Raw genomic sequence first — 25,765 nt, forward strand, 5'->3', positions numbered from 1 at the left:
ACGCGCTTCGCGCCCACCGCCCGGGATGTCCACCGGACATCCGCAACTTCGTTGCCCCCAGAGGGGAAGGCAGTTTTGTACCGGCTCTAACCGAGGCGGCGGGGGACACAGTATCATAAGCGTAGCCTTGACGTTCCGCGTGAAGCAAGAAATTTTTGCCTGCGTTCTCGTTGGAAAAGCAGTTTCGTCCAAGCGAAGCGCGTTTAACTGTTTTCCAACTCTTAATTAAAAGGCAAAAATTTCTTGTAGCGGGTTGTCACCGGTGGAGCGTTGGTACTGGGGCCCCCGCCGCCGGCGACTTACCTCGAACACGAACTGGGTACGACTCCCCTGCAAACTGCAATCTATGAAATCTTATAGAGAACCCTTTGGTGGGCAGGAATTTGACGAAATCGTGTAGAACGTGTATTATGATAACTTAGAAAAGGATTAGAAAAATGGAAGGAATCGTGATGTCTTACAAGGGGAGTTGCTATGAAAGCGGAAAAGAAGCGGAGGCGTTGTACGAGGAAAGAGAGTTTCTTTATCCTATCGGTAGCCTTCCTGTTCCTGGTGGCAGTAGCGGCTGTGGGTGTATCACAGTTTCCTGTGGGAAGAGAACTGATGGTATCGCAGCATGTAACGGCGGCGGCCTCGTATGATGGCCCTCGGATTGTGGGAGGCGTTGTGCCGGGAGAAACGATGGGAGCCGAGGAAAAGTCCGGGGAGGATAAGGGAAACGACCCAATCTTTTTGAGTTGGGAATTTATCAATGGACTGTTTGCCATTATCATCGTGCTGGAGTTTGTCATTTTTCCCATCCTGTTTTGGATGTGGTTCAGTCCGGGCAGCTGTGAATTGGATGAAAACGAAGAGGAGGATTCCGAAGGGGAATCTTTACCGGATAAAAAATAGACCTTGTGGATTTTCGTATCCACAAGGTCTATTTTTGTCTGGCATTATTTTTCTTCGGTGCCGGCAGGGTCTTCCAGCAAGGGATGCTGTCCGAGCATTGTCGTCAGATTGTTGCGGTGGAAACCGTAGGAGAAGCTGGCGAAATCCTGCTCTGGGTTGTAGCGGGCCGACGGTGCATTTAGCAGACCGCAAATCATATCGTAGAGCATGTCATTGGTGAAGTAACGGCTCTGATGCATGCGAAGGGCGTTGGTATGGCTTGGCATGATCTGTTGATAAGATGGCGAGAGGTACGTCCACATGGGGATGCGCACCATGTCGAAACTGAATACATCCGGGTTGTGGGAAATCTCAATGTTTTCGCCATGGTCGGAGAAGTATACCATCGCCTGCAGGTTCAAGTTCTTCTGAGCATAGTCGAAAATCTGTGAAAGAATATAGTCGGTATAGAGAATGCTGTTTGCGTAGGACTGAACGGAAGAAACGGTAGAATCGCCTTCGGCGGTTTCAAACTTATTGAACTCACTGGGGTAGCGGTTGTTGTAGTAAATATGGCTGCCCATGATATGGAGGACAATGAAGTTGTTCTTTGACGGGTCAACCTGGGTCAAATACTGCAGCAGGGCTTCGTCGTATTTGTCCGAGAAGTTATAGGAGTCATCGGTCCATTCTGCGTGGTCGGCTGTCTTAGCCACCAGGGTGATGGCGCTGTCGTACTGGCCATAGCGTCCCTGATTGCTGAACCACCAGGTTTCATATCCGGCTTTCTTAGCCACATCGACGATAGAGGCAGAATCGAAGAACTCCTTGCCGTTGTACTGGCTCTGTTCCGTCAGGGCTCGCTGCAGTACCGGAACCGTCTGGGACCAAGAGGAGTAGACGTTGTCGAATTTCAGGAAGTTCGACGAATCGTTAGCGAATTTATCGCTGAGCCATGGCGTATCCTCATAGGGGAACGATGGTGTATAGGCCTTCATATAGTTGCGGGAGGCCGATTCGCCAATGACTACGATGACAGTACCCGGCAGTTTCGTGGGCAGGGTCATATTCCGGTCAATCATCAGACTGTTTAACCGTTCGTCATGGCCGACGCTGTATTCCTGAGTTTGGTCTACATAGGAAATGACATCGTTCCAAAGGTCGGCAACGGAAGTCTGCGGCAGATACCAGCCTTCAGCGGCAATCATGGCGATAGTAAGGAAAGACAAGGCTCCCATGCGTCCAGCTGTGGTATCCTCGGCCAGCGTGCGGCGGCCAAATTCCCGGTGGCAGTGATAGCAGCCATAAAGGAACAGGGCAAAGCCAGTAAAGATGAGGAGCGTCGGCAGCAGGCCAAGATTTGACTGAATGAAGTCAATGCTTTCCCGATAGTTAGTCAGATACAGCGCCATAAGAGATGCAGGGGAAAGGCAATGCCAAAAGAGGCAGTAGTAAGTCACCTGGATAAAGGGAATGACAAGGCAGAGAAAATTCAGCACGGACATAAAAGCCGCAGTAATTTTTTCATATCCCAGCCGGAACAATGCCCCCTCCAAAGCCATGAGGAGAACAAAGCCAGCGGTACCGACCACAAAGTCAAAACAGATTTTTGACTGGTACCAAACGGAATGGTAGGTCCACTGATAAAGCAAGGGAAAGGTGATACACCAGGTCACACCGGTTACGAGATTCGGTAGCGCAGCCTTGCTGAAGATACTGACTCTGGTGCCGTATTGTACGAGGACTAGGGCGGCAAGTATCGGAATTAGGACGGGCATAAAGTATTTGGCACCCATATCCTGGCCGAAGTCAATATAGGCTGCAATCAAGCAGACAAAATAGGCGGCAGCCGCCGCAAACCAGCGGATAAATTTGTCCTGGTTTATCGTAGTATGTTTCATAGCTTGGTATTCTTCCTTCTACTATATAATAAAAAGTAAAAACTAATGATAATTCTACATGAAATAGAGTATTTCGTCAATTTGGCCTTTTCTTGACTTTTGAATGGGGAGTAAGTAAAATTGACGATAGAAAGAGCAAAGTGAGGATTTGTCATGGAAAAGCTAGATTCGTTACGTTTGGAAGATCAGCTATGCTTCCCGCTCTATGCCTGCTCCCGCGAGATTATTAAGATATACCGTCCCCATATGGATAAACTGGGGCTCACGTATACGCAATACATTACGATGGTTGTTTTGTGGGAAGAAGGCAGAATAAGTGTTAAAGAGTTGGGAAAGAAACTCCATCTTGATTCTGGCACACTTACGCCACTGCTGAAGAAACTGGAAAACAAGGGGTATTTGAAGCGGGAGCGTTCCCGGCAGGATGAACGTGTCGTTATTGCCTGCCTCACGGATAAGGGCCGGAAGCTGCGGCAGATAGCTGCAGATGTTCCTCGGGCAATGCACGAACAAACGGCAGCGTTTGGGCAAAGTGATGCCCGCGAACTTTACGGACTTTTGTATAAGCTGATGGCTTTTTTGGAAAATCTCAACAGCGAAGAAAATAAAAAATAAAAAATACCGATTGGAGCAGGAGCAGCAGGGGCTCCTGCTCTTTTTCGTATCATTTATGACCGGATTTGGGAGATTTGGTCATTGCCATCTGAGAGGTTCTTTGGTACAATATATACCGTTACGACAATATTAAACCACAATATATAGGGGGAGGCGTCAAGGAATACCGCATATATGGGAGCGGTATCCGAGTAGTCTATGAACTTAAAAACAGTTACGAAACGTTCTGGCCATACCGTGGCCTATAATCGTGAAAAGATTTTCAATGCCATTGCCGGTGCCAACGTGGACGGTGGCAATAAAATGACCGACAAGGATATCGATGAGGTAACCAGTCAGGTCGAATGGGATATCCAGGACCGCGAAAATGTCAGCGTGGAGGAAATCCAGGACATCGTTGAGCAGGAGCTCATGAAATACGATTTCTATGATGTGGCGAAAAAGTATATCACCTATCGCCAGAAGCATGCGGAGCGCCGTGCCGCGCAGAAGCATCTGATGAATTCCTATCGGGATATTTTCTTTGCCGATTCGGTGGATGTTGACCTCAAGCGCGATAACGCGAATATCAACACCGATGCCTCCATGGGTATCATGCTGAAACTCGGTGCGGAAGGTTCGAAGCACTTTGTGGACAACTATGTGCTGACGGATGAATTCCGTGAGGCAGACAAAGAGAATTGGATTCACATCCACGATAAGGATTTCTCCCTTATTACCTTTAACTGCTGTCAGATTGACCTGTTGAAGCTGTTCCATGGCGGTTTTTCCACGGGCCATGGTTTCCTGCGGGAGCCAAACTCCATCCGTGCTTATGCCAGCCTGGCCTGCATCGCAATTCAGAGCAACCAGAACGACATGTTCGGCGGCCAGTCCATCAATGCCTTTGACTATGCTATGGCCGAAGGCGTCCGCAAGTCCTTCCGCAAAGCAGTGATTGACGAGGCTTACAAAGCGCTGCGCTATCAGCTGGCCCAGGATTTCGGCAGCGAAGAGGAGTTCAAACAGGAATTCAAAAAAGTGATGGCCTTTGATTCCTGCCGTTATACGGAAACCATGGAGGATGAGGGAGCACAGCGTTCCATTGCCGCCATCAAGACTGCAGTGACAACTCTGCTGGCAGAAGTCTATCACAAAGAACTGGCAGACCTTGACCGAATCGTTTCGGTCATCTATCAGCTGGCCTGCGAAGATGTGGTGGAAGAGACGCATCAGGCCATGGAGGCACTCATCCACAACTTCAATACCCTGCACAGCCGTGCCGGTGCCCAGGTTCCCTTCAGTTCCATTAATTACGGTATGGATACGTCGCCGGAAGGCCGTCTGGCTGTCCGGGAAGTGTTAAATGCCATCTGGTCGGGACTGGGCAATGGCGAAACGCCGATATTCCCCATTTCGGTATTCCAGCTCAAGGCTGGTGTCAACTACAATCCGGAAGACCCGAACTATGACCTGTTCCTGCAGGCCTGCAAGACCAGTGCCAAGCGCCTGTTCCCGAATTTCGTCAACATCGATGCGCCGTACAATCTGCAGTATTATAAACCGGGAGATTACAACAGCGTGGTGGCAACGATGGGCTGCCGCACCCGCGTTATGAGCAACATCAATGGCCCGGAGGAATCCGGCAGCCGTGGTAACTTTGCCTTTACGACCATCAACCTGCCAAAGCTGGCCTTGGAGTCGAAGGGCGACATGGATAAATTCTGGCAGTTGTTTGACAAGTATATCCAGATAAGCCATGATTATCTGCTGGAGCGCCTGCATGTCATTGAACAGAAACACGTCTATAACTACCCGTTCCTCATGGGCCAGGGGGTTTGGATGGATAGCGACAAATTGTCCAATGATGACAGCATCAAGGATGTTCTTAAGCATGCGTCCTATTCCATTGGTTTCTGTGGTCTGGCCGAGTGCCTTAAAGCACTTATGGGCAAGCATCACGGCGAAAGTGCTGAGGCGCAGGAACTGGGCCTTAAGATTGTCGGGCACCTGCGGGCGGCAACGGATAAATATACGGAAGATGAGCATATGAACTGGTCGACGTTTGGCACGCCGGCAGAATCAACGGCAGGCCAGTTCCAGCGCAGCAACCGCAAGAAATACGGCGTCATCGAGGGCGTTACGGACCGCGACTACATGACGAATTCCAGCCATGTCCCGGTATACTATCCGATAAAAGCCATCGATAAAATCCGCATTGAGGCACCGTACCACGCCCTTGAAAATGCTGGACATATTGCCTACATCGAGATGGATGGCGACCCGACCAAAAACGTCAAAGCATTCGAGAATGTAGTCCGCGCTATGCACGACGCCGATATGGGTTACTTCTCCATCAACCATCCGGTTGACCGTGACCCAGTCTGCGGCTACACCGGCATCATCGAAAACGAATGCCCCCATTGCCATCGTAAAGAAGTTGGCACTGGCCGCTTCACGATAAAACGCATGAAGTAAATAAAAAAGCTCCTTATGAGAATAAAACCTCCCCCTATGAGTGACAGTAAAAATGTCATCATAGGGGGAGGTTTTTACGTCCGCTTGATCACCTGGGAGTAGTGGCTATTTTATCAAAACTTTGTTCGCATTTTTTGAGGAATTTACAATGTTTTTGTCGAATTATGAAAATATAATATAAATTTTGCGAATGCAGGGAAGGTAGCGTCGAAGAATGCTTCCATGGGCAAGATGGATATAGGCGTTACCGTTGGTGTGGGAAGCAGTCATAGTGAAAGTAAAACTACCACAAAAAGCGGAATATGTCGGTAGTAATATCGATTTCGATTGGGTTCAGGAGGGTGTTAAATCGATAGTGTCAGAAGTAGAAAGTTATAAATACGGAAAGATCGATGAATATGATAGTTAGTTACCCAAGTCGATAAGTATTCCTAATAAGGTGATGAAAAATGTCAGAGGTGTGAAAACAGGAGGACATATAATTGGGATTCAAAAAGAAAAGGAAAATTAAAAATATCGATATAAGAAATGAAACATTAAGAGGTGATATAAAAGCGATGCTTGAGCCAATGGTTGGCTTCGAACAAAATATTGTTGAACTTGCAACTCAAGGTAGAGGTTTAAAAGTAACTGTAGAAGGTGAAAACAATACTATTTGTTTGTTTTTTAATAATGTATGTGAATATTTCGTTGTTGATAGATTCGGTGTTTTTTTTGATACATATAATGATTCGTTTGGGAAGTATTTAAAAGAAGGATTTAATAATATATTATATAGCGTAAAAAAAGAGAATAATGAAAATGCGTTTTTGGTTGTTACAGAGAATTATTTCATTGAAATTATAGCTGATGAGTGGGAACAGGTTAAACATATATGATGATGGCAATTGTTTTTTTTTTCTTAATATATATTTTTGCGATAATATCCACGTATACATAAAGGTTAAAATGGAGTTATTATGGAGAAAATTTTAAATGTAAAAGAAGGAAAATATCAGGTGGAGGTTTGGTTGAATGAACTTGATAGAGAAGATACTGGATTGAATGTTAAAATGATAGGAGATGAAATAATATATGATATAAGTTTTGGGTATGTTTCTGGATTCTTTGAGAAGAAAATAAGGTCGAATATTGAACCGGGTATATATTTATGTAATAGAGAGAATCATTTTTTAGAAATTATGAAAGAATGGAAAAAAGCGATTTATGATGAAAATCAAAAACAATATATTGTTGTCGGGGAAAAAACATGTTTACTCGTTTTGTCAAACTGGGAAGTTGAAATGAAATCGTTTATAGTGAAAAAGTAAAGGCAAATGTGATATCGTGGGAAAATAGAATCGGAATATCAAAGCACTACTGAGCAAACAGGGATTTATGCAGGAAAAGAAGGATTCCAAATCAATACCGTAAGGAATACAGATTTAAAGGGGGCAGTTATCGCAAGTGAGTCCGCGTCTGCTAAGAATAAGTTAAGTACTGGAACACTTAGCTGGGAGGATATAGATAATAAAGAAGAATATAAGGCAGGAGAAATCGGCTTCTCGTATCATAAGTATGGTGACTTTGATAAGAAAACACGGGCAGAACAAGATGCACTTTATAAGACAATAGGACTTACTCCCGATTCGTCGATGTCAGCCCAGGGAAAAGTTAAGAATATCAGCAAAGCTGCGATAGCAAAAGGTGAAATTACAATTCGTGATAAAGAACAAGATATTAATACCTTGAGTCGTGATACACAAAATGCGTTATCAAAGTTAGATAAAATATTCGATAAGAGTACCCTACAGGAAAGACAAGAGCTGGCTAAAATGTTTGGGGAGGAAGCATATCGGCTGGCACATAACATGAAAGACGATGGAAGTGGTCGAAAAATTGTGGTTCATGTCGCTATTGGCGGAATAATGAGTTAAATAACAGGGGCAGGATTCGTACGGGATACCAAATTCAAGTAAGGATAAAATTGATGATAAGGGGAATATACTAATAAGGAGATGGTATGATTCGAAAGGAAGAGCGGTGAAAGATGTAGATTTTACAAATCATGGAAATCCTAAACAGTATCCTAAGATCCCATATGAGTATAAGTGGGGATGGGATGAAAATGGCGTGCCGAGAAGAGGTAAATAAAATGAATGAAAAATATATAGAATTAGAAATACCAAATGAATGGGGAGAGTATTTATATAATCTATTAAATGGATTAGAAAAAGAAAGAGAATTACATTGGATGATAAATTATAGTGAAATATTAGAAAAAAAAGGAAATGATTTTCCGGAATTGTTAGAAGAAAAAGTATATAAAAATGATGACTTATTTAAAAAAATAAAGACAGTGTGCTATGTAATACAATTGGATATATATGCATATTGTAAGGAAAGAATAGAAGTTATGCATTTGCGAATATCGGATTCATCTTATGTCGAAATATGGATGAGTGATAAGTATGTTTTTGACAAATTTATAAAGGGAAATATTATATCTGATTATTTAAGGGAGCATGGGATGGAGTAAAAGTGTGAAAAATTGTATTAGGAATTTGTAAATCCGTCGAATATAAAAAGTCAGTGATGATTATAAAAATAGGAATGCAATGAATGAGAGGCCATCAATGGAAAAATGGATTGATGTTTATGAAGGTGTTATCCCTAAAGATAACTATATTATAGAAATCAATTGGGGAAGAAAGGTGATTGCTAACTTAATAGGCAATGCTTACAATATAAAAATTGAATTCGAAGGTGAACCTATAATTCACTGTATGGATGAAAGTGATATGTTGGGGGAGGGGTATAATGAAAAAGAGATAGAGCGGTTGAAAAAATGTCGATACAAGAACACAATTTATAAAATAAATAATGGTGAATATAAGAGGTATGTTCAAAAACATATAGGTAGTACAGAAAAATATGATTCATATATTATTGTTACGGAGAATTACTTTATTGAAATCATGACTAATTCTAAAATAATAATAACCAACATAGATGAAGGTTGAGGTGATAGTGTGTTTGAAAATATAAAATTTCGGCGATTAAGTGAAATAGTTAACGGCTCATATGATGTTGATATTGCTTATGGAGAAGAAAAAGGAATGCAAGTTCATTTATATGGAGCTGATAGTGAAATAAATATTTATTTTTTTCGAGCATCGATATTAGTATATGATAAAAAATATGCTAAAGACTATAATGATGGATTATATGAAATAGAAGATAGTGAATATGTAGAGTATGTAAAAAATAAGATGGGGATTGCTTCGGAGATATATGATTATAATAATTATATTTTAATTGCGGGGAAATATATAATAGAAATAGTTGGTGATCCGCCTGAAATAACTGTATTATAATTAATTATAATACTTAAGTGGAAGTCGCTTATTATGCTGTAATAAGCAGATGGGATATCCAGAAAATATCGATGGTAGATTATGGATCGATTTATAATATAAGTGTAGCAATATATGGCAAAAAATAATATATCGCATAGGCCATTAGTATAATGGTGCTTGCGACAAACTCTTTCCAAGAGAAATTATACGTTATTACAAACTGATTTACAGATTGGTGATAGGGGATTATGGTGAGGTCGTAAGATATTAAGAGAAAATGATAATTGGTTTTTGAACAGTAGGTAGTTTATGATAATATGTATTATTAAGGGATTAGGTTGGTAAGTTGCCTAATATGTCAGTATCAGCAACAAGGCGTTGAAAATGTTGGTGGTGCTGATACTTGGGATAAGTTTAGAATATATTGGAAAGTAGAACGATGAAAATGAAATATGAATATATATTCATTGTATGGTTGCTTTTATATTTAAAATTGATTATAGATTACAGACAGAATAAGTACAGTGATTATGTTTATAAAATAATGCAAAAGGTTTCTTTATTGGAATTGATCTTATTACTATCAATATATCTAATAATAGATAATAGATTGCCTGATTTATTTTACAGAGAAAATATTTCTTTTTGGGTAATTATGCTTTTGATTTCATTGTTGTCTGCAATCGGATGTTATCCAATGAGAATAATAAAAAAAGTTAGTGATGATTATAAAAATAGGAATGCAATGAATGAGATGCCATCAATGGAAAAATGGATGCATGATTGGTGCTTGGTTACAACAGATGAACATTTTTGGATAATATGTGTATTAGTGGCGTTTTGGTGTTCACTAGCATTACTATATACATTATTGACAGGTGACTATGGTGAGATAAGAAAATTTTGACAAGTAAAAAGAAAAATGGAGTTAAGGTGTGAAAATAACAAAAACGGTGATAGGGTGCATATGTAGTATAGTCTGTCTTGTAAATACACAGTTCGCTGAGGCAGCGCTTAATGATAATTGGCAAGATTCGCGATATTGAGCAGGGGATAGAACCGATGAAACCGGAGGAATAAGTCTGGTCTGTAGTATATAGAATTATTTTATGGGGAGACGCAGTCCTTTTTGCAGGTAATTCCGCTGCAGTTCGAAGATGCATTGGATGAGTTTGTCCTGCTGGCGCAGGTCTAGGCTGTCTTCGAAGGAGGCGCCGACGTGGAAGACCGTTCCCGAAAATACTTCAACCTTGGTGCAGCGTTCTATCCGGGCTTCGGTGTGCAGGGTTCCGTATAGTGGGAGATTGGGAATGGTGACGACGATTTTTTCGTGCAGGAGTACTTCTTCGGTATGGGCAAAGCAGATGCCGCCGCCGCTGATATCAACGAGGGTTGCATCAATTGTATCCTGCATGCTGCCATGGGCCCCGGGCAGTTTTATCTGAATGGGAAGAGCCATGGGCACGCGGACGAAACGGCGCATTTGGACACGGTCCACGGTAGCAGGCTTTTCGATGAACCAGTTTTTCTCGGCCAGGGTAGAACTGCTGCGGAAATTGGCAGCAAAGCGATAGACGTAGCCATTGCCTGTAACCGAACATTGGAGTTCGGCATTGGCAAGGGGCGTGGACAAGAAGGTTTGGGGCGAAACATCAAGGGTGATGGATAGGAAGCGATGGGCGATTTCGTTTATCGTCCCTCGGATATCGATAGATGCGTCGGTGATATGTATGGCCTGGCCTTCACGCAGGACTGCTTCAGAAGATTTGCTCTCCGTCGTCATAGGCGGCATCCTTTCTGTTTTGTCGTTATTGCAATTGGTTTTATGGTAGCAAAGTCCTAATTTAGTGTCAAGTGAAAAAGCCTGTCTCCCAATCGGAGACAGGCTTTTCGTTGATGGGCAGTTTTTACCACGCCATATTCAGCAGATTCCCAATCATGTTGTACTGCACGTTGGCAGTCAGGACTTTCGGGTTGGTGTAGGCTGATGCAAGGTTCAGCTCACTTCCGAGCATGGTCTTCATTGAAGGGAAGGCCTTGTCCTGCTGGGCAAGGGCAAAATCGGCATGATGGCTTGCTTTGCCAGCAAGACCGTTTTTACCCAAGGCGTTTTCGACGCGGCTGCCATTTTCGGTAAGAGCTTTGGCAAGTTTGTCTTCATCGACAGATAGTTCGCCAGTTTTGCCGTCTACGCTTATTCCGACCTGTTTGTAGATGTCGGAACGATAGGTAGTATCAGCGAAGGTATTGGCGATGGATTTCATGCGTTTGCTCACACTGCTGTAATCGCTCGTGATTCCCAGGGCATCGTTGTAGTCGGATACGAGCTGCTTGATGTCTTTGATGGCACCTTTGAGCGCGTCGCTGTACGTTTTCGTACCATCTTCGGCAGTTTTGATGTCATCCTGGCTGAACTTCGAAGTGTCCAGTTTTGCAACATTATCAGCGGAGCTTTTCAGGTCACTCATGGTGGCTGAAAATTCCGTCTGGTAGACCTTCCGTGCTTCGTTGTACGAGTTGACCAGCTCCGTGGCACTGGAGCTTATGCCGTAAATCGTACTGAGACCCGAAAGACTTGACGAAGAGTTGGCAGAAGCCGTGTAGCTTGACCAAAGATTCGTCAGGGAATCCTGTGCGGCATTGGTTTTCTTCTGCGGACTGTAGGCAGAGGAAAATGCGGACACGAGATTGCTGTTGGCCGATGTGGTGCTGGCAGTGTTACCTGAAGCCATTTTATACATGGTGTAGGTGTTGTTAGCCAGCGAAGAAATCGTGGTCATGGTAAAACCTCCTTTCATCAAGAATGTGGGGAGAAAATATTATCCCTAATGGTATATCGATGGTTTGTGATGAAAAGATAAGAGGATTTTTTAAATGATGAAATTTTCTGTCTTTACGGTTCCCTCGTGAATTATACGGATAAGCTATGTTTATAAAGGGGAATAAAACCAATAAATTTTAAACAAGGATTGTGTTTTCAGAAAATATTTACTTTGGAAAAATCTGGTGGAAATTGTTTTACTTATAGGGACAAAACGTGTAGAATAATAACTGTCAGAGGGATTGTTCCCTCAATTAGTTCAGGCCGTGAACAGGGTGCCACAGCGACACCGGGAAACCGGTGGCAGCCTGTTTGATAGTAATATGGAGTAAAAAGAATAGGTGGGGATTTACAACATGTTAAAGAAGACGAAAATCATCTGCACGCAGGGACCATCCACGGAGAAACCGGGCGTTATCGATGCGCTGATTGCAAACGGTATGAACCTGGCTCGTTTCAACTTCTCTCATGGTGATCATGAGGAGCATCTGAACCGTATCAACATGGTACGCGAGGCTGCTAAGAAGGCTGGCAAGGTTATCTCCCTCGTTCTGGATACGAAAGGTCCGGAGATGCGTCTGGGCGAGTTCAAAGACGGTAAAGTCATGCTCGAGAAGGGCAACAAATTCACGCTGACCTATGAAGATATTCCGGGCGATGAGACTCACGTTTCTGTCAATCACAAGGGCCTCTACACGGAAGTAAAACCGGGCGACACGCTGCTGCTGTCCGATGGTCTCGTAGCACTCAAAGTCGATGAGATCAAAGGCAAAGATATCGTTACGACGATTCAGAACAGCGGTAAGATGAGCACGCGTAAACGCGTTGCTGCACCGGGCGTATCCCTGGGCCTGCCGCCGATTTCCGAGCAGGATGAGAGGGATATTATCTTCGGCTGCGAGCAGGATATGGATTTCGTTGCCGCTTCCTTCATCCAGCGTCCGGCTGATGTCCTGGCTATCCGCAAGCTTATCGAAGAGCATAACGGACACATGGAAATCATCCCGAAAATCGAGAACCTCGAGGGTGTTAAGAACTTCGACGAGATTCTCGAAGTTTCCGATGGTATCATGGTTGCTCGCGGTGACCTGGGCGTTGAGGTTCCGGCTGAGGATGTTCCGCTGATTCAGAAAGAAATCATCCGCAAGTGCAACAAGGCTGGCAAACCGGTTATCGTTGCTACGCAGATGCTCGATTCCATGGAGCGCAACCCGCGTCCGACTCGTGCAGAGGTTTCCGATGTTGGTAACGCTATCCTCGATGGTACGGATGCCATCATGCTGTCCGGTGAGACGGCTTCCGGTGACTACCCGGTTGAGGCAGTTGCTACGATGAACCGCATCGCTTGCCGTATCGAGTCCGCTCTGGAGTACAAAGACCTCTTCATCGAGCGCGGCTTCGAGCATCTCCAGTCCCGTACGCGTGCAGTCGCTCATGCTACGGTACAGATGGCTTATGAGCTCGATGCTCCGGCAATCATCACGCCGACCGAGAGCGGTTACACGACGAAAGTCGTTTCCAAGTATCGCCCGAAAGCAGCTATCGTTGCTTACACGCCGAGCGAGAAAGTTGTCCGTCAGCTGAACCTGCGTTGGGGTGTATATCCGATCCTGGGCACAGAGTGGAACGATGTTGACGAGATGCTCAGCAACGCTACGTCGGCCGCTGTTAAGAATGAGTACGTAAAACGCGGCGACACGACGATTGTTACCTCTGGTATCAAAGTTGACAGCAGCGCTGCTGTTGGCAAGAACACGAACTCCATCCGTGTTTACGCTATCTGATAATTTCATCAGGCTTTTCAAGAGCTTTCCTGAGGGGAAGCTCTTTTTGTTTTTGTCGGCTTTTTCTTGCGGAGGGGAGCTACTCTATGGTAGAATAATAGGGAAACTGTAATTAAAGGGAGGCTTACATACATGTTGCTTACCGTTTTGATGATATTAGATGCATTGGTAGCAATTATCCTCATCGCGTCGGTGCTTGGGCAAGAGGCAAAATCCTCGGGCATGGGCGGTATGGGCGGCGGTGCGGATACCGTATTTTCGAGCAAGGCTCGTGGTATGGATGCATTGCTGGCACGCGTGACCGTGGTCTTTGCGATTCTGTTCGCGGTAATCACGATTGTAATTGCTCGTATGAGCAACTAATACGAGAAAGCGTTCCCTGTTCTGCAGTATCAGAGCGGGGTTTTTTCTTTATGGATTCGAGGGGGCGAGAGGATGATTTTGCCAGGAGCGGAACCTTTTTTCCTGCCGGGAGGGCCAAAGGGGGTTCTGCTGATTCATGGCTTTACGGGACTTCCAGCAGAGCTTTTGCTCATGGGGCAGCATCTGCATAAACTTGGGTTTACGGTGCTTGGGGTTCGGTTGGCTGGGCACGGAACCACGGTGGAGGACATGAGCCACATGACCTGGGAAGATTGGATGGATTCGGTACGGGATGGCTATGCGGTGCTGTCTGGGTTCTGTGAATCCATCGATGTTATCGGGCATTCCATGGGAGGACTGTTTTCTTTGCTGCTGTCAACGGAGGAGAAGGTTCGAAAAGTGGTGACGATGGCAGCTCCCATCCAGATTGCCGAAGAGCGTGGCATCAAGTTTTTGCCCCCGCGGGAAGTTTGTAACAATCAGTTCATTCCCAAGGCCCGGCGACGGCTCAAAGGGGTTCCCGAAGCGGTCAATAAGACCTATCGCAAGATGCCCCTCATTGGGGTACATGAGCTGGTGGATGTGATTGAGGCCACAAAGGGCTGCATTGATAAGGTTTCCTCACCCGTGCTTATCATGCATAGCCACGACGACCATACGGCGGCTCCGTCCAGTGCGGGGTATATATACGAACACGTCAAAAGTGAAGATCGCCGTATTTTTTGGCTGGAAAAGTCCGGCCATCTTCTGCCGGTGGCGGCAGAGCGCGAAAAAGTTTTTGCCGAGGCAGCGGCGTTCCTGCAGTCATCTGACGCGTAAGGGATGACGGGGAAGCGAGAGTGAAGCGCCGCGCGGGCGCTTTAGGAAAAGGGAGAAAAAGAAAGTATATGGATTTAAAAGAACGAATTGTTGCGTATATGCGTGAAGATGCCTATAAACCATTGCTGGCCGAGGATTTGGCTGAGGAAATGAACCTCACTCCGGAGGAACTGGTGCAGTTTGAACAGGCACTGGAGGAACTGGAGCAGGAAGGTGCCATTATCAAGAACCGCAGCGATCTCTACGGTGTGCCGAGCCGCATGCATTTGGTGGTGGGGCGTATCTCGATGACGGCCAAGGGCTTTGGTTTCATCATCCCGGATGTACGCGAATCGGAAGAGGAAACGGACGTATTCGTGCCGGGGCCGGGGATTGGTTCTGCGATGCACGGCGATCGGGTGGTGGCACGGGTCACGCCGTCGGAACAGCCGGGCCGTTCGCGGGAGGGTGAGATTGTCCGCATCCTCGAGCGGGCCAATGAGAAAATCGTTGGTACCTTTGAGAGCAGCAAGACTTTTGGTTTTGTGACGCCGGATAATACGAAGCTCACCCAGGATATTTTTGTGCCGAAGAAGTTTTTCCATGGTGCGAAAACTGGCAGCAAGGTTGTCGTAAAGATTACGAAGTGGCCGGATGGACGGCGCAGTGCTGAAGGCGATGTAATCGAGGTGTTAGGTAAAGTCGGCGAGCCTGGTGTCGATGTTCTGTCGGTTATGCGCCAGTATGAGCTGTCGGAGACCTTCCCCGAGGATGTCCAGGCAGCTGCCGATGCGGTGGAGCAGGAGCCGTCGCCAGAGGAATACCGTGGCCGGGCTGACCGTCGTGATCTTCCCATTGTGACGGTGGATGGCGAGGATTCCAAGGATTTGGACGATGGTGTTTATGCCCGCAAGAATGAGGATGGTTCCTTCTTCCTTGGCGTCTATATTGCCGATGTCAGCTGGTATGTCCGGGAGAATCAGCCCCTTGATCGTGAGGCTTATGCCCGTGGTACGAGTGTCTATCTAGTTGACCGGGTTATTCCCATGCTCCCGAAGGAACTTTCCAATGGTATTTGCAGCCTTAATGCAGGCGTCGACCGCCTGTCGATGGCCTGTGAGATGCAGATTTCCCCCGAGGGTGAAATTACTAGCTATGAAATTCTGCCGACGGTTATCCACGTATACCGCCGTTTGACTTATAACATCGTCAACAAAGTATTGGTCAACAAGGAAGAACCCTTCCTGTCGGATAATCACGACATCCATTCGATGCTCACGACGTTGGCGGAACTGCGCAACGTCTTGAAGGCAAAGCGCCATCGCCGTGGTTCCATTGACTTTGACCTGCCCGAGGTAAAAGTCAAGCTCGATGAAAAGGGCCATCCGGTGGCTTTGATTAAACGCGAAGGTTCCCTGGCTGAGTCGATTATCGAGGAATGCATGCTGGCAGCTAATGAGACGGTGGCCCGTCACATGGACACGAAAAATCTGCCCTTTATGTACCGCGTGCATGAGCAGCCGACCACGGAAAAAATCGAGCGGCTCAACAATCTGCTGGGTGCCTTCGGCTTGTTCGTCCGTCAGGACGAGGCGGGGCAGATTAAACCCATGGATGTACAGAAGGTCCTCGAAAAGGTCGAAGGCCGTCCTGAGGAGCGCATCATCAGCACGGTAGCCCTGCGTTCCATGCAGCAGGCACGATACTCAGAGCTGAGCCTGGGGCATTTCGGTTTGGCAGCCCGCTATTACACGCATTTCACATCGCCGATTCGCCGCTACCCGGATCTCATCGTTCACCGGCTGCTGCGGGAGACTTTTGCTACGGGCACGCTTCCAGCAGCTCGTCAGGCAAAACTCAAGTCGGTCTTGCCAGAGACGGCAGATCATGCTTCTCAGCGTGAGCGCGTTGCCATCGAGGCCGAACGCGAGACTACCGATATGAAAAAGATTGAGTATATGGCGCAGTTCGTCGGGGAAGAATTCTCCGGCGTCATCAGTGGCGTGACGGCCTTTGGCATCTTCGTGGAGCTTGATAATGGTGTCGAGGGGCTGGTTCATGTTTCTACGATGGTCAACGACTATTACGAATATGTTGAGGAACAGTATGCCATGGTGGGGGAACGCAGCCAGGCGAAATACCGCCTCGGCGATGAGGTTGAAGTGGTGCTGGTGCGTGCCAGCGTCGAGGAACGCAACCTTGACTTTGTGCTGAAAGACAATGGTGCCTATGACCCAGAGGCCATGAAAAATGCCCTCCGGGGTGGCCGCAATGCTGGCAAGGGCAAGGAAAAAGGCAGCAAGAACGGCAAAAAGAACAAAAAAGATAAGAATAACGGCAAAAAAGAGACCAAAAACACCGATAAACGCGGTGGCCGCAAGGATAAGAAAAAAGTGGCGGCTGAGGATATCATTGCTGAGGCTATGGTAACGGATTTGGAGGCCGAAAAGCCCAAGAAAAAATCTCGCGGCTCCCGGGGCAAGAAACGCGGTGCCTCTGGCGAAAAGCTGCCGAAGCAGGAAAATCAGCAGCCGAAGAAAAAGGAGCGCAAGCGTCCTGAAAAGGCTGCCCGTCCCCAGGAACAGGGCGGTGACCGCAGCCGCAACCGCGACGAGCGGCGTGGCGGCAAAGAGGGGGACTACCATCGCGTCTATGTGACGGGGCTCAACAGTGCCGTTTGGCCGGACCCGCCGGGGTATCATGAGCGCAAAATGCGGGAAGAAGCCCGTCAGGAGAAAGAGAAGGCGAAAAAGGCACCGAAACGCCGTCCGCGTCCCCATCGCAAGACCGAAGGCGGTACGGCCAACAGCAAATAATCAGTATTCCCATAGGGAAGTAAGGTGATAATCATTGGGTAAGCAGAACATCCCTATCAAGATTGCCTGTGAGAACCGCAAGGCCCGTCATGACTATTTCATTCATGAGACTTTTGAGACGGGGCTGGCACTGCAAGGGACTGAGGTCAAGTCCCTGCGGGCTGGCAAGGCAAATCTCAAGGACAGTTATGCCGTTATCAAGAATAACGAGATATTCGTTGAACATATGCATATCAGCCCGTATGAGCAGGGAAATATCTTCAATCATGACCCGCTTCGCACCAGAAAACTGTTGATGCACAAGGCGGAAATCATCAAACTCTTCAGCAAGACCCGGGAAAAGGGTTATACGCTGGTGCCGCTTAAAGTGTATTTCAAGCACGGCAAGGCTAAATTGGAATTGGCCCTGGCAAGCGGCAAACACAATTACGATAAGCGTCAGGACCTGCAGGCTAAGGCGGCAAAACGCGATGTAGAACGTGCACTGAAAGAACGTCAGCGGTTTTGACGAGAAGACGAGGAGCATGGCTCCTCGTCTTTTTATTTCTGTAATGTTGTAAAGGGATAAGGGAAAATGCTATAATGGGAAGGTATTCTTTTTATTTGGAGATGAATGTATGAGTGAACCGACGAAAATGAAACGTGGCCTCAAAAATCGTCACCTGCAGATGATAGCGCTGGGCGGCGCTATTGGCACGGGGCTTTTTTATGGGTCGACGTCGACGATTGCCCTGGCGGGGCCTGCGGTTATGCTGGCTTATTTGCTGGGGGGTATCGTTATCTTTTTTATCATGCGCATGTTGGGAGAGATGGCCGTTGATGAACCGGTCTCGGGCTCCTTTAGCCATTATGCCACGAAATATTGGGGCAAGTTCCCAGGGTTTTTGTCCGGTTGGAATTACTGGTTCAACTACGTGCTGGTTTCCATGGCGGAACTTACGGCTGTGGGCATCTATATGCAGTTCTGGTATCCGGATTTGCCGCAGTGGATTGCGGCGTTTATCTGCCTGGTGGTCATCACGGCGGTAAACCTCATAAACGTCAAACTCTATGGCGAGTTTGAGTTTTGGATGGCGCTTATCAAGATTGCCGCGATTGTGCTGATGATTGTGCTGGGACTTTATCTTTTGTTCAGTGGTCCGCTCAGTTTTCCGGATAATTTCCGCAACATCTGGGCAAACGGTGGCTTCCTGCCCAATGGCTGGTGGGGCCTTGCAATGGCTACGGCAGTAGTCATGTTCTCCTTTGGTGGCATCGAGCTTATCGGCATTACGGCCGGTGAAGCAGAAAATCCCGATAAGACGATTCCACGGGCTATCAATCAGGTTATTTGGCGCATCTTGCTCTTTTATGTTGGCACGATGGCGGTTCTTATGGCCCTCTGGCCCTGGAACCAAGTCGGTGTTGATGCCAGCCCCTTTGTGCAGATTTTCTCCAATGTGGGGGTGGTAGCGGCAGCGCATATCTTAAACTTTGTCGTTTTGACGGCTGCCGTATCGGTCTACAATTCGGCCATATACAGCAACAGCCGCATGCTTTACGGTTTAGCCTCTAAAGATGAAGCCCCGGAGTTTTTGGGACAGCTTTCCGGGCGCGGGGTGCCGGTAAAGGGAATCTTCGTCTCTTCGGGAATCACCCTTATCTGTGTGGCCCTTAATTACTTCTTCCCGGGAAAGATTTTCATGTATCTGATGTCCATTGCGACCATTGCGGCGACCATCAGCTGGATGACCATTACCATTACCCATCTCAAGTTCCGGAAATATTGCCAGAAACAGGGGAAGAAGACGAAGTTCCAATCCCCGCTGTATCCGTTCATCAACTATGTTTGCATCTTGTTCCTCGTAGGGGTCTGGTACTTTATGCTGCAGATTCCTGATATGGAATTGGCGGTATATCTGTTGCCTGTCTGGCTGCTGGTTTTGTGGCTGGGCTATTGTTATCGCGAACGAAATCACCAAAAGGGATAAAAAATGCCAGCTTGCAGCTGGCATTTTTGATTGATCGATTTAATTAGCGGGCGGTTTGGGTGATGGCCCGTGGCATATCGCGCAATGATACCTGATGTTCAACGGCACCGGAGTCAAAGGCGGCTTTTGGCATGCCGTAGACGATACAGCTTTGCTGGTCCTGCCCCAAGGTGGGCGATCCCTTTTGCCGCATGTGCAGCAGTCCCTCCGCCCCATCTTTTCCCATGCCGGTGAGAATCACGCCGAGGGCTCCGGCACCTATTTCCTGGGCGACAGAGTCAAACAGGACATCTACCGATGGGCAGCAGCTATGGACTGGTTCCCCGGGAGAGCAGTCCAGCATAATCTGTCCGCCACAGCGATGGACGGTCATGTGCTTGTTGCCTGGGGCGATATAGACGTGGCCCGGGCGGACGATGTCACCGGTAGCTCCCTCCTTGACCGTGAGGACGCATTCATCATTGAGGCGCTGCGCCAAAAGCCGCGAGAACATCGGCGGAATGTGCTGGACGATGACAATGCCGGGGAGCGGCGGACGAAGGTGTGTCAAAATGGAAGACAGGGCTTCGGTTCCACCGGTGGAAGAGCCGATGGCTATCAGTTGAATTGCTTGTTTGTTGGCCGCGGGGATAAATATCGGTTTTGGTTCCTCGGGCGTTGGGGCGGATGGTGGTATGGTCTTTATGGGGGGAGTTGGCTGCGTTATTGGCGCAGCAGCTGCCGGCTCCGATTGCACCGCTGGTGCAGCCGGCGTCGGTGGTGCCAGCGGGAGCCAGCCCTTTTTGGGCATAGCTGCCGTCCATAGCTCTTTGGTGACCATTGCTCCTGGCCCTACATTGGTGGACGGTGCGCTGGTGGAAGCTGCGGCAGCATCGGCGGTTAGCCGGACAAGTTCCTCATAAAATCCCTCTAGGGATTGTTCCGGTCCCGGTTTTTTCAGATAAGCAAAGGCACCAAAACTCAGTGCTGTTTTTTTGCTGGTATCCATCAGCCCATAGGTAATGATGGGAATATGAGGATATTGGCTGGCGAAGCTTGGCAGTAGTTGGTTGCCATCCATGGTGATGACGGACATGGCAAAATTCATGATGATGACCATGGGCCGGAAAAGTTGAATTTTTGCCTTGACGTCAACCGGGTCGGCGTTTTTTTCCACCAGACTGCCAGCAGGCAGCCGCTTGAGCAGTTCCTGGGCACAGGTGTCCTGGAAATATATGGAGTTTTCGATAAGCAATATACGAAGCCCCTGCATATCGTACCTCTCAGTGCTATTCTTGGTTGTTTATTCGAATTCATTGTAGCATAAGAATGTTATCACTGAAAAGAAGGAATATGAAGACCGATGTTGAATTATGTATTGTGGATGATAAAATAGATTCCAGAAATATTCAACAGGGAATCATGATAGGAGTGTTAGCATTATGAATCGGATCAGTAAATTATTGGCGGCAGCCGGCATTGCTGCTACGATGGTGTTTTCTCAGGGACAGGCAGATGCAATGGTAGTAACCGGCATCAGCCAGAGCATGACCATTGCGGATAAAACCGTAACGGCGACGGATCAGGATGGACAGAAGATAAAATTCGTTTCGGATGGCCGTGTTATGCGTCTGATGAGTGCTGATGGCGAGAAAGACTATCTGTCCTTCAATAGTTTTGATGGCCGGTACACGGGAGTGGATTTCAATGTCCGTGCAATCGAGACGACTGATCCGGGGATGCGCCTGTTTGAAATCACGGCGACTCATGGCGTTAATGATAAGAACTGCGGTTACTGGCTCGTGGGCAAGCATAACGGGCTTTGGACTACGTATATTTCTTGGAACAGCCTGGCCAATATCGGTTTCCGCGTAGATCGTTGGCACAAGCTTTCCTCCCGCATCGTTGATCAGCAGCTGGTAATCACCAGCACCAACAGCTATGGCCGTACGGATTTCCAGACCCAGGCCTTCTGGGATGACAGCTGTGATTGGTTTGGCGTTCGCCGTCTCTAAGAAAAATATGATTTAAGTATTGACAGGATGATTCGCATCCCTTATAATAAGTTCTGTCAGTTATGGAGTACCTGACAAATTGCTGATTTAGCTCAGTTGGTAGAGCAGCTCATTCGTAATGAGCAGGTCGTAGGTTCAAGTCCTATAATCAGCTCCATAGAAAGCCTAAGCTACCGAGAAATCGGAGGCCTTTTTTGTATGTCAGGCTTTGGTGGGGCAGGATTTCGGTGCGGAACGGAGAAAATCTAATAGAAATATAAAATGAGATTAATGACTTTGTCAACTAATTTTCGTAAGATAAAGAGGAAGATAGGTTTATTGTAAGGTGCACGGAGAAGGTGTTTGCAATGGGAAAGTATATAATGGGATTTTTCATGTTCTGCCTGCTCCTGATGGGAGCTGTTGCCGGGGAGGCAGCGCCCCAAATCATCACGGCAAACGGTGTTTATATCATGGGAGAAAATGATTCGCCGAAGATTGCCAAAGATGCTGCCAGGCAGGAAGCAATGCGGACAGCGGTGGAGAAGGCCGGCGTCTATGTGGAAAGTTATTCGAAGACCCAGAATATGCAGCTGACGGAAGACGATGTGAAAGTCATTTCCGGCGCGGTGCTCAAGGTGACCGATGAAAAGGCCAGGCCGGAGCTTGATGGTGATGTATGGCGGTATACTGTGACGATTACCGCGGAGATTGATACGGAACATCTCGATTTGAAAGCCATGATGGAAAAGCGCAGTGAACTGGAAAAATTGCAAAAGGAACGGGATGAGCTCAAACGGCAAAATGAAGAATTGCTGGAAAAATACCGGCGGGCCAGTGGCAAGGAAAAGGATACGCTAGGAACAAAGCTGGAAAATCAGTATGGGCTCGGGGCGATTTTTGACCGCTGTGTTGCCATGATTCAGCGCGGGGAGCAGCATCGGGCAATTGACACCTTAGGGGGTGTGATTCGCGATGCGTCGGTAACGGATAGCCCCTTGGCTTACGCCTATTATCTGCGCGGTCGGGCCTATTATGAGTTAAATTACGATTCCCGGGCCTTGGAGGATTTTGGCTTGGCACAGAGCACGCCCCATGATGATAGTATTTATCCGGTATGGAGGGCGCATTACTATCGCGGGCTCATTTATTACGACCGTCGGCAGTGGAAGGATGCCTATGCAGAAATAAAAACTGCCTGGGATGCGTCGGATAAGACCGATGGGGAGATGGAGGCGGCCCTTGCCCGAGCGAAGGAAAAGGCTTATCCATCCCGGCGGCAAAGTTCGCTGGAACAGATTCTTCGGGATGTGTTAATTGGGGCCATCAGGGGAGATTATGAAAGACCATGAGAGAATTTTGGCAAGAACAGGGATTGCGTGAATCGCTGCTGGCGGAGGTAGACCGCTATCGGCAGCAGTATCCGTGGCAGGGAAAGCGGCTGGTGGCAAAACCGCGATACCGCTATTACGGGCGGGAGGTTTTGGAACAGGCGGTTACGGCTATCGTGGCCGGCGAAAACCTGCTGCTGGTGGGGCCGAAAGCAACGGGGAAAAACGTGCTGGCTGAGAATCTGGCGGCAGCTTTTGGCCGCCCCGATTGGAATATTTCTTTCCATATTAATATGGATTCAGCCTATCTCTTGGGAACGGATACCTTCCGCAATGGGGCCGTGGAGTTTCGCCCGGGACCTGTTTACGAATGTGCCGAAGCCGGTGGCTTTGGGGTGTTGGATGAAATCAATATGGCCCGGAATGAAGCGCTGGCAGTGCTTCACTCGCTGCTGGATTTTCGCCGGATTCTGGATGTTCCAGGCTATGGGCGTTTGCAGCTCCACCCGGCGACACGGTTTATCGCCACGATGAATTATGGCTATGCGGGGACGCGGGAGCTCAACGAGGCGTTGACTTCACGCTTTGTCGTGCTTCAGCTTCCGCCGATTGGCGCTGATGATTTGGAGCGGTTGATGGGGGCGGAATTTCCACGACTAACGGCCAAAGGCAGGCGGCTCTTGGTGGAGCTCTTTGCGGATTTGCAACAGAAGTGCGAGAATGGGGAAATCAGCAGCAAGTCGGTGGATATCCGCGGGCTCCTCGATGCAATTCGGCTGATGGAGTTTGGTTTAGGGGTGTATCCAGCCTTGTCAATGGGAATCATCCATAAGTGTTTTGATGAAAGCGAACGCGAACTGGTGCGGGATACCGTGGCGCTGCGGATTCCGGAAAAAATGGAGCCGGCAGCGTTATTCGCTTGATGGGAGCGATAAGATGAAGGCGTCAAAACGAGAGGGAAATCGTGAGTTCCGGCAGCGCCGGGCTATGAACATCGTTTGGACGGCGGCGGGAGAATATGGTTTTTCTCCCGCTTTTTTGGCATTTCAGGAAGATGGTACGCCGGACCTTTATTTGAATTCGATTATCGGTTTTGCGCATCGCTTCTATGATGCGGAGAAGTTGGCGGCGTATGTTTGCCAGCTTGACCAGTCAATCCTGTCAAGTGTGTTTGAAGATATTTTGTGGCTGGGGTTAGAGCAGGCAATTTATAAAAGGGAATTGCCGAATCGCCCGGTCCTTGAAGAACTGCGCCGGGAGCATGCCCGGCGCTTTTTGCTGGATTCGGTTGATGTATCCATGCAGCAGCTCATGATGCGCAGTGAAATCATCCATACCTTGAAGGCTGGGCGCTGTCGGGAAATTTTAGGAGAGCCGCCTGGCATACGCAATCCTTGGGATAGGAAGCTCTACGAGGCTTTGGATTATTCGGCAGAATTAACCACTGAGGAAATCATTGCCCGGACGGACCAGATATTGCGGCGGTTTTTTATTTTCCGCTTTACGGCAGGCCGGCGGCGGAGCTGGCATATCATTTTGAGCAATCGCTGGCAGCAGTGGCTGCGGCGGTTGTTTTCGCTGGAGGGGCAGCGGGAATTTTCGATTCGCCCTTGGCGGCAGGCTGATGCAGCTGGGGGACTGGGAAATGACGAGGGCAGTATTTCGGGCTGGAGCCGTGATCCGCTGGCGGCAAAGCTGGCAGAGCTTACGGCAATTTATGGCAACCCCCTTTTTGCCGAATCGGTGCGGCTGGAGTTGGAGGTTTCCTTGTGCCGGGGAAATCATCAACGGGCTCATTTGTATTTTGCCATTGGCAGCGAGAACGATGCCAGCCGAGAAAATCGCGCCTTTTGGCGGGGGCACCAGCGGCAGTATGAACTGTGCCGGCGGCATCTTCGCGCTTCGCTGCAAAATTGCCTGTTGGTTCATCATCAACCGCAACAAATATCTGGGCGGCAAGGTGTCTTTGCGCCGGCTAGGGCTTGGCGAGGTGTTTTTCTGCATGACCCTAGCGTTTTTTGGCAGTATCAGGAGGAGCCTAAAGGGGATTTTGCCGTTACGCTGCTGCTGGATGCTTCGGAGTCGCGTCGGGAACAACAGGGGATGATTGCCGCGCAGACTTATGCGATTGCCGGAGCTTTGGCAGACTGCCGGATTCCCGTTCAGGTCTATTCCTTTTGCAGCGTAAAGGGGGTAACGGTATTTTGCCAGTTGAAATCGTTGGCGGAACGGGATGGGCAGAGAATCTTTGCTTATCGTACCGGTGGCTGGAATCGGGATGGGCTGGCCCTCTTGGCGGCTGAAAAATTACTTCCCCAGGAGAAAAAACGTCGTCAGTTGCTGATGGTGCTGACGGATGCCCATCCCAGTGATGCGCTGGACGTTCCGGCAGGGGCGGGAAGAAGTCATCGCTATATGGATAAGACGGCCATGGAGGATACAGCAGCGGCGGTGAAATCTTTGCGGCGTCATGGGGTAAAGCTGGTGGCTTTGGTCAATAGTGTGCTGATGGGCCAGGGGGCAGAAATAGCGGCCCGGGAAATATACGGCAAACAAGCCGTTGCCATTTCCTCGATTGAATGCTTGGCAGAAACCGTGGCCGGATTGGTGGAGCAGCAGATAAGCATGGACTGAGGATAAATGCGGATGCTTCGGATACGAAACTTGCTTTTTTGTGGGAAAAAGGGCAAAATAGAGAGGTGATTTATCGTTATTTACATGTGTA

Annotated in this window: 24 protein-coding genes and 1 tRNA gene; 21 read left to right on the plus strand and 4 right to left on the minus strand. The window is 47.9% G+C overall.

Annotated elements, in window-relative coordinates; genetic code table 11:
• The first annotated feature begins 474 nt into the window (after positions 1-474).
• Positions 475-894 carry a hypothetical protein gene (locus BLQ36_RS11230; protein ID WP_074515680.1) on the plus strand — a complete coding sequence of 140 codons (420 nt, stop codon included), beginning with the start codon at positions 475-477 and terminating at the stop codon, positions 892-894.
• 44 nt (positions 895-938) lie between these two features.
• Here BLQ36_RS11230 and BLQ36_RS11235 read toward each other — a convergent pair whose 3' ends face one another.
• On the minus strand, positions 939-2,774 hold the full coding sequence (locus BLQ36_RS11235; RefSeq protein ID WP_074515681.1) for a phosphoethanolamine transferase: 1,836 nt from the start codon (positions 2,772-2,774) through the stop codon (positions 939-941).
• 153 nt (positions 2,775-2,927) lie between these two features.
• Here BLQ36_RS11235 and BLQ36_RS11240 point away from each other — a divergent pair, with 153 nt between their 5' ends.
• From BLQ36_RS11240 to BLQ36_RS11280, 9 genes are all read left to right on the plus strand, one after another.
• Positions 2,928-3,389, plus strand: coding sequence for a MarR family winged helix-turn-helix transcriptional regulator (locus tag BLQ36_RS11240; protein ID WP_074515682.1), 462 nt, complete (start codon positions 2,928-2,930; stop codon positions 3,387-3,389).
• A gap of 198 nt (positions 3,390-3,587) precedes the next feature.
• Positions 3,588-5,846: an anaerobic ribonucleoside triphosphate reductase gene (locus tag BLQ36_RS11245; protein WP_074515683.1), complete on the plus strand. Its 2,259-nt coding sequence runs from the start codon at positions 3,588-3,590 to the stop codon at positions 5,844-5,846.
• Between the two features lie 482 nt (positions 5,847-6,328).
• The gene (locus tag BLQ36_RS11250) at positions 6,329-6,724 is read left to right on the plus strand and encodes a hypothetical protein (protein ID WP_074515684.1); all 396 of its coding nucleotides are present in this window, start codon (positions 6,329-6,331) and stop codon (positions 6,722-6,724) included.
• 81 nt (positions 6,725-6,805) lie between these two features.
• Positions 6,806-7,156, plus strand: a complete 351-nt coding sequence (locus tag BLQ36_RS11255) for a hypothetical protein (RefSeq protein ID WP_074515685.1) — start codon at positions 6,806-6,808, stop codon at positions 7,154-7,156.
• A gap of 324 nt (positions 7,157-7,480) precedes the next feature.
• Positions 7,481-7,762 carry a hypothetical protein gene (locus BLQ36_RS11260; RefSeq protein WP_074515686.1) on the plus strand — a complete coding sequence of 94 codons (282 nt, stop codon included), beginning with the start codon at positions 7,481-7,483 and terminating at the stop codon, positions 7,760-7,762.
• A gap of 218 nt (positions 7,763-7,980) precedes the next feature.
• On the plus strand, positions 7,981-8,364 hold the full coding sequence (locus tag BLQ36_RS11265) for a hypothetical protein (protein WP_143558754.1): 384 nt from the start codon (positions 7,981-7,983) through the stop codon (positions 8,362-8,364).
• Between the two features lie 97 nt (positions 8,365-8,461).
• A complete protein-coding gene (locus BLQ36_RS11270) occupies positions 8,462-8,848 on the plus strand; it encodes a hypothetical protein (RefSeq protein ID WP_074515688.1) in 387 nt (128 codons plus the stop codon).
• 9 nt (positions 8,849-8,857) lie between these two features.
• Complete coding sequence (locus tag BLQ36_RS11275; RefSeq protein ID WP_074515689.1) at positions 8,858-9,202, plus strand: hypothetical protein; 345 nt, start codon at positions 8,858-8,860, stop codon at positions 9,200-9,202.
• A gap of 421 nt (positions 9,203-9,623) precedes the next feature.
• Positions 9,624-10,091 (plus strand): hypothetical protein, encoded by a 468-nt coding sequence (locus BLQ36_RS11280; RefSeq protein ID WP_074515690.1) that lies wholly within the window; start codon positions 9,624-9,626, stop codon positions 10,089-10,091.
• 195 nt (positions 10,092-10,286) lie between these two features.
• Here the strand turns inward: BLQ36_RS11280 and BLQ36_RS11285 are convergent, their stop codons facing one another.
• Both BLQ36_RS11285 and fliD read right to left on the minus strand, forming a co-directional pair.
• A complete protein-coding gene (locus BLQ36_RS11285) occupies positions 10,287-10,967 on the minus strand; it encodes a flagellar brake protein (RefSeq protein ID WP_074515691.1) in 681 nt (226 codons plus the stop codon).
• Positions 10,968-11,091: 124 nt separating this feature from the next.
• On the minus strand, positions 11,092-11,964 hold the full coding sequence (gene fliD, locus BLQ36_RS11290; RefSeq protein ID WP_074515692.1) for a flagellar filament capping protein FliD: 873 nt from the start codon (positions 11,962-11,964) through the stop codon (positions 11,092-11,094).
• A 397-nt stretch (positions 11,965-12,361) separates the two neighbouring features.
• On the opposite strand from fliD, the gene pyk reads away from it, so the two are divergent.
• The 6 genes from pyk to BLQ36_RS11320 all read left to right on the plus strand — a co-directional run bounded on the left by pyk (position 12,362) and on the right by BLQ36_RS11320 (position 19,736).
• Complete coding sequence (gene pyk, locus BLQ36_RS11295; protein ID WP_074515693.1) at positions 12,362-13,789, plus strand: pyruvate kinase; 1,428 nt, start codon at positions 12,362-12,364, stop codon at positions 13,787-13,789.
• Between the two features lie 150 nt (positions 13,790-13,939).
• Positions 13,940-14,152, plus strand: coding sequence for a preprotein translocase subunit SecG (gene secG, locus BLQ36_RS11300; RefSeq protein ID WP_074515729.1), 213 nt, complete (start codon positions 13,940-13,942; stop codon positions 14,150-14,152).
• Between the two features lie 72 nt (positions 14,153-14,224).
• Positions 14,225-14,971 (plus strand): alpha/beta hydrolase, encoded by a 747-nt coding sequence (locus tag BLQ36_RS11305; protein ID WP_074515694.1) that lies wholly within the window; start codon positions 14,225-14,227, stop codon positions 14,969-14,971.
• Positions 14,972-15,039: 68 nt separating this feature from the next.
• A complete protein-coding gene (rnr, locus tag BLQ36_RS11310) occupies positions 15,040-17,766 on the plus strand; it encodes a ribonuclease R (protein ID WP_074515695.1) in 2,727 nt (908 codons plus the stop codon).
• Positions 17,767-17,800: 34 nt separating this feature from the next.
• Positions 17,801-18,274: an SsrA-binding protein SmpB gene (gene smpB, locus BLQ36_RS11315; RefSeq protein WP_033171037.1), complete on the plus strand. Its 474-nt coding sequence runs from the start codon at positions 17,801-17,803 to the stop codon at positions 18,272-18,274.
• Positions 18,275-18,383: 109 nt separating this feature from the next.
• Positions 18,384-19,736: an amino acid permease gene (locus BLQ36_RS11320; protein WP_074515696.1), complete on the plus strand. Its 1,353-nt coding sequence runs from the start codon at positions 18,384-18,386 to the stop codon at positions 19,734-19,736.
• 43 nt (positions 19,737-19,779) lie between these two features.
• Here the strand turns inward: BLQ36_RS11320 and BLQ36_RS13605 are convergent, their stop codons facing one another.
• Positions 19,780-20,988, minus strand: coding sequence for a chemotaxis protein CheB (locus tag BLQ36_RS13605; RefSeq protein WP_318260982.1), 1,209 nt, complete (start codon positions 20,986-20,988; stop codon positions 19,780-19,782).
• A 169-nt stretch (positions 20,989-21,157) separates the two neighbouring features.
• Between BLQ36_RS13605 and BLQ36_RS11335 the strand changes: the two genes are divergently transcribed.
• From BLQ36_RS11335 to BLQ36_RS11355, 5 genes are all read left to right on the plus strand, one after another.
• On the plus strand, positions 21,158-21,730 hold the full coding sequence (locus BLQ36_RS11335) for a hypothetical protein (protein ID WP_074515697.1): 573 nt from the start codon (positions 21,158-21,160) through the stop codon (positions 21,728-21,730).
• A gap of 81 nt (positions 21,731-21,811) precedes the next feature.
• Positions 21,812-21,887: transfer RNA gene (locus tag BLQ36_RS11340), tRNA-Thr, on the plus strand.
• Between the two features lie 190 nt (positions 21,888-22,077).
• Positions 22,078-23,061: a hypothetical protein gene (locus tag BLQ36_RS11345; protein WP_074515698.1), complete on the plus strand. Its 984-nt coding sequence runs from the start codon at positions 22,078-22,080 to the stop codon at positions 23,059-23,061.
• The gene (locus BLQ36_RS11350) at positions 23,058-23,963 is read left to right on the plus strand and encodes an AAA family ATPase (RefSeq protein ID WP_074515699.1); all 906 of its coding nucleotides are present in this window, start codon (positions 23,058-23,060) and stop codon (positions 23,961-23,963) included. The genes BLQ36_RS11345 and BLQ36_RS11350 overlap by 4 nt, the downstream gene beginning before the upstream one ends.
• 13 nt (positions 23,964-23,976) lie before the next feature.
• The gene (locus BLQ36_RS11355; protein ID WP_074515700.1) at positions 23,977-25,674 is read left to right on the plus strand and encodes a hypothetical protein; all 1,698 of its coding nucleotides are present in this window, start codon (positions 23,977-23,979) and stop codon (positions 25,672-25,674) included.
• Positions 25,675-25,765 lie beyond the last annotated feature (91 nt).

The organism is Selenomonas sp. WCT3, assembly GCA_900100835.1.
In the GTDB taxonomy this organism is placed as follows: Bacteria; Bacillota; Negativicutes; order Selenomonadales; family Selenomonadaceae; genus Selenomonas_A; species Selenomonas_A ruminantium_E.